General features: G+C 43.9%; 16 protein-coding genes and 1 pseudogene. 6 read left to right on the top strand and 11 right to left on the bottom strand.

Annotation, left to right across the window (positions count from 1 at the left end):
* Positions 1-48: 48 nt before the first annotated feature.
* Genes BS617_RS11265 through BS617_RS11275 form a run of 3 tightly spaced genes read left to right on the top strand, consistent with a single transcriptional unit; the run spans position 49 to position 2,663 of the window.
* Positions 49-996, top strand: coding sequence for an amino acid ABC transporter permease (locus BS617_RS11265; protein WP_075172898.1), 948 nt, complete (start codon positions 49-51; stop codon positions 994-996).
* Positions 989-1,729: an amino acid ABC transporter ATP-binding protein gene (locus tag BS617_RS11270; RefSeq protein WP_075172899.1), complete on the top strand. Its 741-nt coding sequence runs from the start codon at positions 989-991 to the stop codon at positions 1,727-1,729. The genes BS617_RS11265 and BS617_RS11270 overlap by 8 nt, the downstream gene beginning before the upstream one ends.
* 43 nt (positions 1,730-1,772) lie before the next feature.
* Complete coding sequence (locus BS617_RS11275; protein ID WP_346424310.1) at positions 1,773-2,663, top strand: LysR substrate-binding domain-containing protein; 891 nt, start codon at positions 1,773-1,775, stop codon at positions 2,661-2,663.
* Positions 2,664-2,711: 48 nt separating this feature from the next.
* Here the strand turns inward: BS617_RS11275 and BS617_RS11280 are convergent, their stop codons facing one another.
* Positions 2,712-3,671: a sensor domain-containing diguanylate cyclase gene (locus BS617_RS11280; RefSeq protein WP_075172900.1), complete on the bottom strand. Its 960-nt coding sequence runs from the start codon at positions 3,669-3,671 to the stop codon at positions 2,712-2,714.
* A gap of 149 nt (positions 3,672-3,820) precedes the next feature.
* On the opposite strand from BS617_RS11280, the gene BS617_RS11285 reads away from it, so the two are divergent.
* Entirely contained in the window at positions 3,821-4,291 is a 471-nt protein-coding gene (locus tag BS617_RS11285; protein ID WP_075172901.1) for a GNAT family N-acetyltransferase, read from the top strand.
* Positions 4,292-4,303: 12 nt separating this feature from the next.
* On the opposite strand, the gene BS617_RS11290 is transcribed toward BS617_RS11285, so the two are convergent.
* Together BS617_RS11290 and BS617_RS11295 are read right to left on the bottom strand one after the other, a co-directional pair.
* Positions 4,304-4,717, bottom strand: coding sequence for a GFA family protein (locus BS617_RS11290; protein WP_075172902.1), 414 nt, complete (start codon positions 4,715-4,717; stop codon positions 4,304-4,306).
* 91 nt (positions 4,718-4,808) lie between these two features.
* Positions 4,809-5,717, bottom strand: a complete 909-nt coding sequence (locus BS617_RS11295; RefSeq protein ID WP_075172903.1) for a LysR family transcriptional regulator — start codon at positions 5,715-5,717, stop codon at positions 4,809-4,811.
* A gap of 88 nt (positions 5,718-5,805) precedes the next feature.
* On the opposite strand from BS617_RS11295, the gene BS617_RS11300 reads away from it, so the two are divergent.
* Positions 5,806-6,090, top strand: coding sequence for a DUF1330 domain-containing protein (locus BS617_RS11300; RefSeq protein WP_075172904.1), 285 nt, complete (start codon positions 5,806-5,808; stop codon positions 6,088-6,090).
* Positions 6,091-6,257: 167 nt separating this feature from the next.
* Here the strand turns inward: BS617_RS11300 and lepB are convergent, their stop codons facing one another.
* The 6 genes from lepB to BS617_RS11330 all read right to left on the bottom strand — a co-directional run bounded on the left by lepB (position 6,258) and on the right by BS617_RS11330 (position 10,737).
* Positions 6,258-7,091: a signal peptidase I gene (lepB, locus tag BS617_RS11305; protein ID WP_075172905.1), complete on the bottom strand. Its 834-nt coding sequence runs from the start codon at positions 7,089-7,091 to the stop codon at positions 6,258-6,260.
* Between the two features lie 70 nt (positions 7,092-7,161).
* Positions 7,162-7,704 (bottom strand): DinB family protein, encoded by a 543-nt coding sequence (locus tag BS617_RS11310; protein WP_075172906.1) that lies wholly within the window; start codon positions 7,702-7,704, stop codon positions 7,162-7,164.
* 57 nt (positions 7,705-7,761) lie between these two features.
* Entirely contained in the window at positions 7,762-8,841 is a 1,080-nt protein-coding gene (locus BS617_RS11315; protein WP_075172907.1) for a DUF418 domain-containing protein, read from the bottom strand.
* Between the two features lie 76 nt (positions 8,842-8,917).
* A complete protein-coding gene (locus BS617_RS11320) occupies positions 8,918-9,328 on the bottom strand; it encodes a DUF4760 domain-containing protein (RefSeq protein ID WP_075172908.1) in 411 nt (136 codons plus the stop codon).
* A 22-nt stretch (positions 9,329-9,350) separates the two neighbouring features.
* Positions 9,351-10,271, bottom strand: coding sequence for a GIY-YIG nuclease family protein (locus BS617_RS11325; protein WP_075172909.1), 921 nt, complete (start codon positions 10,269-10,271; stop codon positions 9,351-9,353).
* Between the two features lie 70 nt (positions 10,272-10,341).
* On the bottom strand, positions 10,342-10,737 hold the full coding sequence (locus tag BS617_RS11330; protein WP_249263598.1) for a GFA family protein: 396 nt from the start codon (positions 10,735-10,737) through the stop codon (positions 10,342-10,344).
* A 148-nt stretch (positions 10,738-10,885) separates the two neighbouring features.
* On the opposite strand from BS617_RS11330, the pseudogene BS617_RS11335 reads away from it, so the two are divergent.
* A pseudogene (locus tag BS617_RS11335) lies at positions 10,886-11,281 on the top strand (LysE family translocator); the annotation flags it as partial.
* 16 nt (positions 11,282-11,297) lie between these two features.
* Here the strand turns inward: BS617_RS11335 and BS617_RS11340 are convergent.
* Positions 11,298-11,906 (bottom strand): DUF2071 domain-containing protein, encoded by a 609-nt coding sequence (locus BS617_RS11340; RefSeq protein WP_249263599.1) that lies wholly within the window; start codon positions 11,904-11,906, stop codon positions 11,298-11,300.
* A gap of 298 nt (positions 11,907-12,204) precedes the next feature.
* Positions 12,205-12,717, bottom strand: a complete 513-nt coding sequence (locus tag BS617_RS11345) for a hypothetical protein (RefSeq protein ID WP_075172910.1) — start codon at positions 12,715-12,717, stop codon at positions 12,205-12,207.
* Between the last annotated feature and the right edge of the window lie 197 nt (positions 12,718-12,914).

Genomic DNA, 12,914 nt, shown 5'->3' on the forward strand with positions numbered 1-12,914 from the left:
AATAAGAGCCTACTGACCCTAGGCTCTTTTTGTTATTTAAGAGACAGTATGCAATCTCCAACAAACCGCTGGCTTGGCCATGGCCTCTATGCACTCATCATGGCTGTACTTATTTTTGGTGTGTATTTTTCGGGCCAGCGTATCAACTACAACTGGCACTGGGATCGTTTGTGGCCTTATATCATTAATACCGAGCCACAAGACATCATAGCCGCAACCGATGGAACGGCCGTCATTGAAGGGCAATCCAAGCTCATCATTCAACCTGACGTAGGCACAGATCCTCAAATCGTAACGCGCTTCGATCGCTTAGTAGTAATGGATGGGGACCTCATCTTCCAAGGCGACACCCTAGCCCGAATAGAAGGCTGGCGATTTGGCCCTATTGCTGAGGGGCTTTGGGTTACGATTAAAATATCTTTTATCTCCTTAATTTTTTCAATTCTATTAGGCGTGATCTTTGGCTTAATGCGTGTCTCGCATTTACAAGTACTGCGCAATCTAGCCGTTACATACGTAGAAGTGATTCGGGGTACACCCTTACTGGTTCAGATATTTATTGTGTACTTCTTTATCGGTACCGTATTTGATTTAGATCGCTTTACGGCAGGTGTGGCTGCGCTATCTATTTTTACGGGGGCTTATGTAGCGGAAATCGTACGTGCTGGCATACAGGCTGTGCCCGTAGGACAGATGGAAGCCGCGCGTTCCTTGGGGATGAACTACCTGCAAGCCATGGTTAACGTAATAATGCCGCAAGCCATTAAGCGCACCTTACCCCCATTGGCCGGGCAGTTTATTAACCTCATTAAAGACTCCTCGCTAGTCTCAGTTATCTCAATTACCGACCTCACCAAGGCTGGACGAGAGGTAGTAAGTGGCAGCTTTGCGCCATTCGAAGTTTGGTTCACCATTGCTGCCTTATATTTGGTAGTGACCGGTGGCTTATCCTGGGCTATTCAGCGTTTAGAGAAGAGGTTAGCCGCCAGTGACTAATCCAAAACCCATCATCAAAGCACGCCATGTTGATAAAACCTACCCGAACGGCTGCCATGCCCTAAAGCAGGTATCACTGGATGTCATACCCGGTGAAGTGGTGGTCATCATAGGCCCTAGCGGATCGGGAAAATCCACCTTTTTACGGACACTTAATCAGTTAGAGACTATTTCTTCTGGCTCGATTGTGATGGATGGTGTCAACTTAACGGATAAAAAGACCAACATTAACCACGTACGTAAAGATGTTGGCATGGTCTTTCAGCAGTTTAATTTATTTCCGCATAAAACGGCGCTAGGCAACGTCATGATGTCGCCAATCAAAGTCCTTAAAGAGCGTCAAGACGAAGCCGAGCAGCATGCCCGCGAACTGCTTACCCGTGTGGGTCTGACCGACCGAATGGACAACTATCCGTCACGCTTATCTGGCGGACAACAACAGCGCGTCGCCATTGCACGCGCTTTGGCGATGCGCCCTAAAATCATGCTCTTTGATGAGCCTACCAGCGCATTAGACCCTGAAATGGTGGGTGAAGTACTAGACGTCATGAAAGGCTTGGCCAACGACGGAATGACCATGGTTGTGGTAACTCACGAAATGAACTTTGCAAAGGAAGTCGCCGACCGAGTGGTCTTTATGGAAGAGGGCGAACTTATATTAGAAGAAACTCCCGAACGTTTTTTCAGTTCGCGACATCCTCGCTTGCAACGCTTTTTGGGTCAGGTACTCTAAGGGGCAGAAAACCCCCTAACGTACTTAGCAGCGCCTTTAACACATGTCCATAAATCAAAAAGCGTTACCTCCACTTAACTGGCTACGCACCTTCGAAATCTCAGCGCGCTGCTTAAATTTTACGAAAGCCGCTCAAGAGCTACATCTAACACAAGGCGCGGTTAGCCAACAGATCCGCCTACTGGAGCGGCACCTCGGTGTCGCTTTATTTAAACGTTTACCCCGTGGTTTACAACTAACCGACGAAGGCTTGTCGTACTTACCCGTCGTGCAAGACTCCATCTCTCGGCTAGCCGCAGGAACCAGCGAGCTATTTAGCCAAGACCAGCGCACGCCTGTTAAAATTCGAGGGAGTTTATCCTTCTTTGTGCACTGGCTAGCGCCAAGGCTCCCGGCATTTCAAGCGCTCTATCCACACATCGACATCCGTTATATCAGCACCTTGTGGGTCAAAGACAGCGACGCCGATGATGATATGGAAATCCGTTGGGGAAACGGCAAATGGCCAGGGCATACCTCGCAACGCCTAAGCTGGGATACCCTGTTCCCAGTCTGCTCTGCTGAGTTGCTCGCACAACAACCTATCCACACCACCGCTGATTTAGCCAACCACACCCTACTCCATGTAATGGGCTATGAAGAAGGCTGGGGATATTGGCTTTCTATGATGAACGAAGAAACAGTCGACCCGTCCCGTGGCATGCAATTGGACACATTACTTGCCTCATTGCGGCTGGCCGAGCTGGGTGTCGGTGTCGCCTTAGCTCGCTCCTCCATGGTGGAAGACTTACTCGCTAGTGGCCAACTTGTCGCCCCGTTTAGCCACCGAGTGCCAGCAAGCGAATCTTTTTATTTGGTCCGCTACAGTGGTCAAGAAGTCTCGCCTGAAGCCGCGCTCTTTATCGATTGGCTATCGCGTTTAGATAAGTCGTAGCTGACGGTAGCGGCGCAGTGCACGCCCTAAAAAGAAGAGAAAAAATCGTTAGCGTTTAGCTTTTTTAACCTCGTACATTAGCGCATCACACTCCGCGATCAATGATTCAATCGAATCATGCTTTTTACGATCGTATTCAACAACCCCATACGAGAAAGCAATCACATAACCACGGCCCTCTTGCTGGTTAATGGCCGCTATTGATGATTGCAAACGCGCCATTAGAGCCTCGCCATCCGCTTTGGTGCTATGGCTCAATAACGCCGCAAACTCATCGCCACCCAAGCGAGCCACAATATCAGAGTCCCGTAATTCATGTTCCATTACACGAGCAAACGTAGCTAAGGCTCTATCCCCTTCTGGATGTCCAAACTGATCATTAACCGATTTAAAATAATCTAAATCCATAAACACTAGCGAATGAATCACATTGTCACGTGCGGATAGGCTCAAGCTATGGCGCGACAACATCATAAACCCACGCCGGTTTAAAATGCCCGTTAGGTCGTCTTTAGTAGCTAGTTGCATCATCGAAAACTCACGCTCGGCTATGCATGCCAAATCAGCTAGCGCTTGTAAGTCATCGGGCTCAAAATATCGTGGCTTATAATCAACAATGCACAAGGTGCCTAATTTACTGCCATCCGGCGCTCTCAACGGGTATCCGGCATAAAAACGCACATGTGTCTCATCATTGACCAAAGGGTTGTCAGCAAATCGCTCATCTTCAAGCGCATTAGGAATCACCAACATCTGGTCACCCAAAATAGCATGACCACAAAAAGAAATATCCCGCGGTAATTCCTTCACATCTAGACCAATACAGGATTTAAACCATTCACGGTTTGAGTCTATTAGGCTCACCGAAGCAACCGGCACATCAAACAAACGCTTAGCAAGGCGGGTTAGCCGATCAAAACGCTCCTCTGGCGGCGTATCCAAAATATCCAGCGACCTTAACGCCTCAAGCCGTTTTGCTTCGTCTTGCGGAATTTCAGGTTTTATCACAATCGCACTCCTTCACACGTCTACATTTACAGAGGGCTAACACCCCTTAATCCTGCTGCCATCCAAACAGCACTCGGCGCTGTACTCAAGAATCAGACTAGGATATAAACGCGGCTGCATTATTAGAAACGCTTACCCAAGGAAGACCCATGATCGCATGGCATTGTTCCCCGTTTAACGAACTTACCGTTCACACCTTGTATTCATTACTCAAAATACGCTGCGATGTCTTTGTGGTAGAACAAGCCTGTGCATACCCAGAACTAGACGATCTAGACACGCACCCAAGTACTTTGCACCTGTACGCCACGCACCAAAACCAGCCTATTGCATACGCTAGAGTCTTAGCGCCCGATGTGAGCTACCCCTCGCATAGCAGTATAGGCCGGGTATTGGTTATACAAGAGTATAGACAAGAAAAACTAGGGCACACGCTAATCCAGCAGGCCATTAAAACGACTTTAGAAACCTGGCCACAGCAGCCCATAAAGATTGGGGCTCAATCTCGATTAGCGCGTTTTTACCAAGCACAGGGCTTTAAGACGGTATCCCCACCCTACATGGAGGACGGTATTGAGCACATATCCATGGTCCTTGACCCCACACTCGCGGGCGAGTGATAAGACATGTACTCAATCACCGCGTTTGGGTAGTTCATCAAAACTGGGCACGTCATCAATATTTTTAAACCACGGTGCGCCATCAGCCACGTAGATTTTCGCCGTTGGCGGTATCGGAACTGGGGTATCCAAACTGCCCGCGGGCACAACCACACTATTAATACTCTCAATCAACACCGGCAGAGCCGCCCCACAATGCTGACAAAAGCTTTTGATATGTAGTGAGTCGGGGTATTGATAGGTTTTAATATCCGATTCGCCCCGCAACCATGTTAACCGGCTACCCGCAGCAAACAAGTTAGCCGCGTGAGCCGAGCCGGTGCCCTTTTGACAACGGGTGCAATGGCATAAAAAGAACGACTGAAAATCCCCTAAAAGCTCATAGCTAACCGCACCACAAAGGCATGATCCTGAATGATGATTCATGAAGACTCCTAATTACCGAAGGCTTAATCAATTTTATGGAACTCTTTAAGAAACTGAGTCCGGCTATTGGCTTCAAACTGTGTGTTCAGCATTACAGATTCTCGTTGGCAATGCTAAAAAAGTGCTTAATTAGCGAATAAAAACGCTCAACATGGATAGGTTTCGAATGGCTATAGCGATGCAAATAATAAAAGTGCCAATCCTGTCCATGATAATCAGGTAACACGCGAATCAAACGCCCTTGGCGAAGCTCGTGGTGCGCAATAAACTCAGGAATAAGTGCCAACCCCATACCAGCCATCGTCATATCGACCAACGTACTCAAACTGTTGGTAAAGTATTGATGATTCGTCTTGATGGTTATCTCTGCCTCATGATTAACACGGTAGAGTTTTATGGCATCCTTTTGCCAAGGTGTCGCAATGAAGGACTGCTGCTCAATATCGGCCAACTGATGCAACGCCCCCGCTTGATTCATGTAGTTTGGAGTGCAACAAAACACATCCCTCACCCGACCAATGGACTGCGCTTTATACTCACTATCTTTAAGCTTACCGCCAAAAATAGCCGCATCTAAATGATTATGAATTAAATCCTGCCAGCGACCGCTAACGAGCACCTCGGGTTTTATCAAAGGGTATTCCAAACAAAACTGTTTAAGCGCAGGCACCAAAATATTCCTTTCAAAAAAAGGCGGTATGGACACCCGAAAAACGCCACTTGGCTGTTCCTTCTCAGTGTTAACATCTTGCAGCGTATTAAATAAATGCTCAGACAAAAAAGCGCCTTTACTCAGCAGCATCTCGCCCGCTGGCGTTAGTGTTAAACCCCGACTATTTCGAGAGATGAGCTGAGTATTAAGCTCATCTTCTAAGCGCTTAATCTGCTGACTAATCGCCGACTTACTTAGATTTAGCTTTTTCCCCGCCTGCGTAAATGAGCCCAACTGAGCCACTTCAACAAAAGCGAGAAGCAATGGAGCTATTTTCACAGTGTTCATAATTTTAAACAATACGTTAATTTATTGATTATTGTTTAAATATCCAGACCTATTTACCCTTTGTCAACACATAACACAGGAGAACATTATGAGCGCCTATATCATTGTTGAATCAAACGTTATCGATGCAGAAAAGCTTGCGCAATACAGCCAACAGGCAGCGAAAACAGTTACCGCCAGCCACGGAGAATTTATTGCCAAAGGTAAGACCACACTATTAACAGGGGAATCACAGACAGCGAATGGCGCAATTATTCGCTTTGAGAATAAAGAAGCCGCTCAAGCCTGGTATCTCAGCGAAAGCTACCAAGCATTAATCCCCTTAAGAGACCAAGCCATGAATTGCACATTCAAGTTAGTCGACGGGTTATAACGGCCAAAGCAGCTGGCTGCGGTTATAGCTGGCTGCTCTGTTTCTACTTGCCGATTTATCTATTGAGTTGCCTTTCACAAGGAACGCCAAATTAGATATCGGGCACCATAAGTTGTCGCACTTTTGTGGATAAGATAAACCACAAAGAGCTCTAGTGTAGAGAGCCTTTATTCGATGATATAAAGTACTTCACCAATAATTCTATCACTGGTTACGTAACCCCAAACCCTGCTATCTGCTGAATTATCTCTATTGTCACCCAGAAAAAAATAGCTATTTTCGGGAACAACAACGGCTTCCATGTCTTTAGAGCGCTGTGCATTGATATGTTGAATTGAGTAACTAATACCGTCCAGCTGTTGCTGATACACAGTTACGTCGTCTGTTTTATACAACCTTTCTTTGGTTAATAAAGCACCATTAATACGAATAGCGTTATCCCTAATAGCCACTTTATCACCGGGAATGGCCACTAACCGCTTCACAAAAGGAGTATCTGTATGAGGAGGATAAAATGCATACAGTTTCCCCCTCTGCATAAGATTAGAAGAAGATACTGCACTGCTAATTAAATCCATACCGTATGTTCCATAAGTTCCGAAGCCAAGCTTCTTAACAACTAAATGGTTACCTTGATTAATAGTGGGCCGCATTGAAGCGGAAGGAAAAATAAAAGGCTCATACAGAAAAGATCGAAATAGAAAAACACTCACAAAATAGGTAGCACAGATAACTGGTAAGCCCCACCGCGTGGAGTACCACCCCCGCTTAGTAGCATGTTTAAAGTGCTTAACCACAAACAATGCATGAATGGGGCAGATCAATGAAAAGACTACTGAAAAAAACGTTTGAAACTTCCAATCAATGATAGAAACAACGCAAGATAGCAAAAAATAAACCCAGAATATTTTAGGCCTATTCAAGTATAAAAATGTAAATGCTTGAAGGATTACACCTAAAGCTATTGCTACCCAAATTTTCGGCTTCCAATTATTGTCCAAAATTTATCCTTAGCATCCAAGGTATCCCTATACGACTGTTAATAAAGGCGATGCCCGCCCAATGGCTTGGTTATACACCAGACTCATCCGGAATCAACGCTAGCAAATCCGTGACCCCGATATCAACACCAGCTTGCAAGAGCAACGTAGACACTTGCCCGCGATGATGAGTCTGATGGTTAAAAAAATGATAAACCAGACTCGAATACCGCTTATTAGCCGCAACCCCTTGCGTGTTGTGGTAAGTGAGCACAACATTCAGATCATCTTCGGATAGCTCGGCTATCCAATTAATAATTATGCTATCCAACCGCGTTCGTTGTTGAGACAAGCGACCCAAGTCTTTAAAAAGCATTTGATCCAGGCGCGTTGGCTGTTCAATGCCAGCCGTCTCACGTAACAAACTTGCGCAAGCTGGATGGTTAGCCAGCCGCTTTAACCAAATAATATCACCCACCATGATGTGATTAAGTGTGCCCAAAATAGAACCAAAAAAAGCACCACGATCTTTAGCTAACTCTGTATCTGATAGCTGGCTCGCCGCCTCATAAAGCTTTGAGTTCATCCACTGATTGTAAATAGATAACAGCTCAAAATGACCTTTTAGAAGCATTAGGAATCCTTTTTAGGTATAGCGCTTTATTAAACGAAAAATAGCGGTAGTCTCTTGTTAGCTTGCGCATTTACGAAAAAGCCACTCCAGAGGGCCAGCTTTAAAATATTTGAGCCAAATAACGCTAAAGATAATTCCGCAAACACAGAATATTAATGCACTAAATAATGAAAAATCAATTGTTTGGTTTACTAGTAATCCCAAGTATTCAAGCATTCCCATGCCTAAAATAACATGGGCAACATAAAGGGTTAAAGACAACTTACCTGTCTGACATAACCACTTATGTATTTTACTTTCTGAAAACTTATCAGAAAAATATAAACAACCCACTATCGTAATTACTGCGGAGCTTGCTGCCGAGATCATGTATTGAGGTAAAGGGGGAATAATAGAAATCGAAAATAAGAAGTTAACTTCATCTTCGGTCATTTCTAGTAAAGAGCCGTCTCCAATACTTAATTTTATGAAATAAAACGCCACCTCGATGAGGACCAAGGATACCATAGAACCTAAAAGTAATTTTTTTCTGACAGCCTGTTGAGTTAAATCTTGTCTACCCAGCCAAATACCGAATAGTAAAAAAGCGGCCCACGGGAATATTGGGTGAAACCCGTTAAACAATATATGCCTAACCATCCCATCAATCGACCAAAAGTTCTCATAGACGAATGTTCCCCAATTCCAGTTTTGCCCGTAGTTAAAAAACAACATCAAAACAGGAAACACTAGAACGATAACGGCTGATAATAATAGTAGCGTTCTGTTATTAAACATAAAGACAACAGAGGCAATTAAAAAATAGAACCCGTAAAAATGTAGAATATCTGCTTGCCAAATTGGCGTATATAACAACCCTATAAATATCAATAATAAGCCACGCTTAATGAGCGACACACGACTTTTATAAATATATTGACTATCCGAGGATACTCTAGCCTTATCGGTCATAAAGGTTATCCCAATGCCGGCTAGAATAACAAACACAGCAGAAGCTCGCCCTTCAAACAAATGCGCAAAGCTCATTAACAATGGGCTGCCTGTCTCTGCATTCATAGCTATTTTGAAATTAACAATAACCATTCCAAAAATTGCTAACGCTCTAGCAATATCAAAACCCGCAACTCTATGATTCATATACACTCCATGTAGGTAACGCCCAGTCATCGCACGTCATTCGATACACCCGTGCAACTAGCCCTTTAAAAAATCACTAAATTTTACTGGCGCATAACTCCAAGTTTATCCATGCTTCAGCATCGTATTCTTCACGCCACCTCGTAATAAATGACTTATGAATATTAAAAGCATTTTTTATTGTAGTTTTTCTTGTCTTTTTAACTATCGACTTCTTTATTAACCCCTCGTTATACAAGGTACAAAAATGATCGTACTCATTGAGGTAGTCCATTATTAAATGACGCTGTACCGGTGTAATATTGTCAAATTCTTTTGGTATATCGGTGATAGCTTGCCATTTGATCGTCCATTTCTGCCTTAACTCATTAATGGCATTCATCGTAGTACTCGTTCTTGAATAATTATGTAATGCAAGAGGTATGGTTGCTGTAGCAAGAAGCATCCAGAAATCCCAGTTAATAATAGCATCAATTATCTTATCCATATTTTTATCCCTTGCTAACTCCTTAATCTACCGACACGTTAGCGATCGACTGCATTGACGTGTTGGCTTTTGATATTTCTGTCTCTTCGACAGCTTTTAATTCCTTACCCTTAGAATTTTTCCATTCTATTAGCCCGTTTGCGCTCCGCCCCATGATTACAGCCGCAGCAGCAGATGGACTACTAAAAAGGTAATCTGATACTAGAACCAGATCCTCACCTTCTTTAACAATGATTTCATTTTCTATTAGCTCATCTCTAAGGGCATTAAAACCTTTTGGGAAAGATGGCACTGTATCAACCGCTACTTTGGAACCAGAAAATACAACAAACCCATCCGATGTTCTTTTCCCTCGACTATCTGCACCTCTAGCCCCTTTTACAAAGAAAACCTCATCAGGGTTTTTGGTATTCGACTCAACTTTAATCAGCGGCTCAAATACTTTAAAACCCATTGTATTGATAAGAATTTTTATATACTCAATAAACTCTTCCATTTCCGCTTGGTCTGACTCAGAGATAGAGCTTCGTGTAGGAGTATTTCCATTTTCAATATCGTACCTTCCCGCTGAAGTTGCAATTTCATATAGACGGGATTCTAAGTACTTGATATGAGCTTTATTGAGATTTTCATCTTTGCTTATAAAAACCACAGACTCGTTCCAAAATTCCTTTTCAGATACATGCTGAACAAGACGAGAATAAGCATTTTCAGCTTCGCCGATATAGACTTTAGCTTTGGAGGTTGAAGATTCGGCACGACCAAATAAAAGGTAAACAGAAGTTCCTTTTAGGTCTTGTCTATCTGAGCAATCTTTGACCTTCCCACGCGGTATTCGATAAGCTTTGCCATTCCAGTTAGACAACTCGCATACCATCCTTCCATCTGGATCAGCATCCATCAGAAATAATTTAATTGTCTTTCCATACTTCGTGGAATACATCCATTTTCTCCATAAAAGCTAACATTCTTGTTCATGTACTCGCTTCACATACCCCACATTGAAACGAGTTTTACTCAAACTCTTGGCACTCTGGCAAATTGTTGGTGATTGAATACCAGTTCGCTTTTTGTGATACCCAGATATGGTTCTTTTCTTTGCTAGCAAGATCCGTATCTAAAGAGCCTAAGCGTAGTATAAGATGCTCGGTTCTTTCTCGCTTGGCATAAATTTGAGTGCCGCAACTAGAACAAAAATAACGCACCTTGCCTGGGGATGACTCATATGAGCTTAACCACTCTTGACCTGACAAAGTGAAATCACAGTCCTTAACCGCTGCTACACTTGAAAACGCAGCGCCATGCGCTTTTCGGCAGGTTACACAATGACAGTGAACGATGTCCCCCACTTCCCCTGATATTTCATAACTAACTTTGCCACATAGGCAGCTACCGGTAATCATTTGCATCTCGCACTTACTGATTTATGACGTTCTGATTGCGGCAGGTATAGCATTCAGCGGAAATTAGCCAAAAAGAACCACCGCAATTTTGTTCAATACTTCGCCTTGAGGATTACGCAAACTCTAACAAAAGCTAATCGAAAAAGAGACTACCATGACAATCACACTGATTTTACCAATGACGGCATTTGCCCTAGCAGCCTCCATTTCACCCGGGCCTGTCAATTTGGTATGCCTAAGCAGCGGTACTCGCTACCCCCTCTCCAAAGGGCTGATGTTCGTCACCGGCGCAACTCTAGGTTTTATCGTTCTTTTCGTTGCCATTGGTTTGGGTCTTTATTCAATACTGACGGCTGTTCCGGGTCTCAATGAATTCTTACGCTGGGCCGGCATAATATTTTTACTTTATCTTAGTGTTCAGCTATTACGTGATGATGGGCGCCTACATGAAGGAGAGCCCCACAAAGCACCGGGGTTTTTAACCGGCGCGATTATGCAATGGCTCAACCCAAAAGCTTGGTTAGCTTCAGCGTCGGGGATCTTTGCTTACTTGAACCGTTCATATTCTACTCAATGACAGTGGGTGGTAAATAAATAGTGAATTCATTGATAGGCTCGATTAATACGCTGTAGGGCGAGCTTTGCTCCGATTCCATAACAATTCCTAGCGTAGATAATAGCTTGAAATTAGCTGATGCTAGCTGCGCTGGCTTAACTGCTAGCTCTTTATGCCAGACTCGATATGTCCCGAGTTTACCATCCCGGCGATAATAGAAACCTGCTAATGGGTGTGTTAAGTACACCAAAGCTGATTCAACGTCAGGAAACCCGGGGAAATCAAACTGATCAGATTCTGACTGAATCAAGCTAACCGTCGCCTCTGCCCAGTTGGAAGTGGTTTGCATGTGATACTTATCATAAAGACCAGAAGCTTCATTGACCGTGCAATCAAACTTCACTTTTCCCGCATGCCACGGAAGGTTCCAAACATATCTTGGCACCGCGAGTGTCCACGAGTCTAATGTCGTACCGAGAAACCATACACACCGCTCTCCCGTCTCGGTGTCTATTATGTAGATTCGGTAGTTTGTCTGCCCCATCGTAAATTTAGGAAATGGAAAAACGGCTGAAGTAAAATCAACATCAATAAAGGGCACAACCGAAATCAGCCCCATTTCTCGGCCGCCTATCTCGGCCGCCTATCTCGACCGTATCTAACTGAAACCGCTCAGGAAAAATCCCCTTAAACCTATCCGCCGGAACGGCATAGGTAATGATTGCAAAATGTTTTAAGCTACATAAAACATCTATCCCTTGCGGCTTAGGCCTTTCAATCAAATAGTCTTTTAACTTCCGTGATTCTTGCACGATACATCCCTGTGGTTTAACTGTTTAACTTACGCTAAGAGGAGCATTGATGACGCTGTAATGGCGAAGCCGCACCATGTATTCCCCCTTTCGAACGCCTTGTTATTATGTAGTTGGACAACTGGTGTCATTTAAAACAGATACGTTTGAATTAAAGCGACTCAACAGACGTGAAAATTCCTGCGAGGGTGCTATTTCGCTCCTAAATACCTCACGAGCGTTGTCCCCATCCTTGTGATCGCCCAGTGAATTGTACAATTCGACTTTGTCGTCAATTATCTTGAATTTAGGGTATTGGAGGCTTAATTCATTTTTTATCGATGGATTTAAAACTAGCCATTGATTTAATGGCTTCTCTGTTTGTATTTTTTCAGGAGCATCAGCAACATAAATAGTAAAGGCGATAAAACGTTGTTCAATAAGCGCTAACTGGGTATCTCTGTAGCGATACGTAACCTCCTTAAGCTCCGGGTGGTTAGCTACCATTAAATTAGAGTAGTCATGCTGCCACTGGGTTTGTAAATCTACGTATTTTTTGTATTTTTGGTGCAAGCATTCATTACCCAGTGCACTGGATGCAAAGAAAGAGATAGCAACAGACAGTATCCAATATTTCATACAAACCTCAAAACAACATAGTGCTCGCTCAGCGCGAAAAATTTATTGGGCTAATTCTGTAACATTGTAGTGTTTAAAACGTGCCATCCATTGCACCTAGCTGGGTAGCGTTTGTTTTGATCAGTTTAACTGAGCTTTTGGTCGTAGGTCGATAAATGTGGGAGTAATCTGGCTGCCTCAACGCCCCACAAAGGGGC

This window comes from Neptunomonas phycophila, assembly GCF_001922575.1.
In the GTDB taxonomy this organism is placed as follows: domain Bacteria; phylum Pseudomonadota; class Gammaproteobacteria; order Pseudomonadales; family Balneatricaceae; genus Neptunomonas; species Neptunomonas phycophila.

Bases quoted from the DNA above. Each gene is read 5' to 3' on its own strand.
- BS617_RS11265 (WP_075172898.1), top strand. From the start codon at position 49: ATGCAATCTCCAACAAACCGCTGGCTTGGCCATGGCCTCTATGCACTC.
- BS617_RS11275 (WP_346424310.1), top strand. From the start codon at position 1,773: ATGTCCATAAATCAAAAAGCGTTACCTCCACTTAACTGGCTACGCACC.
- BS617_RS11285 (WP_075172901.1), top strand. From the start codon at position 3,821: ATGATCGCATGGCATTGTTCCCCGTTTAACGAACTTACCGTTCACACC.
- BS617_RS11290 (WP_075172902.1), bottom strand. From the start codon at position 4,717: ATGAATCATCATTCAGGATCATGCCTTTGTGGTGCGGTTAGCTATGAG.
- BS617_RS11295 (WP_075172903.1), bottom strand. From the start codon at position 5,717: ATGAACACTGTGAAAATAGCTCCATTGCTTCTCGCTTTTGTTGAAGTG.
- BS617_RS11300 (WP_075172904.1), top strand. From the start codon at position 5,806: ATGAGCGCCTATATCATTGTTGAATCAAACGTTATCGATGCAGAAAAG.
- BS617_RS11310 (WP_075172906.1), bottom strand. From the start codon at position 7,704: ATGCTTCTAAAAGGTCATTTTGAGCTGTTATCTATTTACAATCAGTGG.
- BS617_RS11315 (WP_075172907.1), bottom strand. From the start codon at position 8,841: ATGAATCATAGAGTTGCGGGTTTTGATATTGCTAGAGCGTTAGCAATT.
- BS617_RS11320 (WP_075172908.1), bottom strand. From the start codon at position 9,328: ATGGATAAGATAATTGATGCTATTATTAACTGGGATTTCTGGATGCTT.
- BS617_RS11325 (WP_075172909.1), bottom strand. From the start codon at position 10,271: ATGTATTCCACGAAGTATGGAAAGACAATTAAATTATTTCTGATGGAT.
- BS617_RS11330 (WP_249263598.1), bottom strand. From the start codon at position 10,737: ATGCAAATGATTACCGGTAGCTGCCTATGTGGCAAAGTTAGTTATGAA.
- BS617_RS11340 (WP_249263599.1), bottom strand. From the start codon at position 11,906: ATGGGGCTGATTTCGGTTGTGCCCTTTATTGATGTTGATTTTACTTCA.
- BS617_RS11345 (WP_075172910.1), bottom strand. From the start codon at position 12,717: ATGAAATATTGGATACTGTCTGTTGCTATCTCTTTCTTTGCATCCAGT.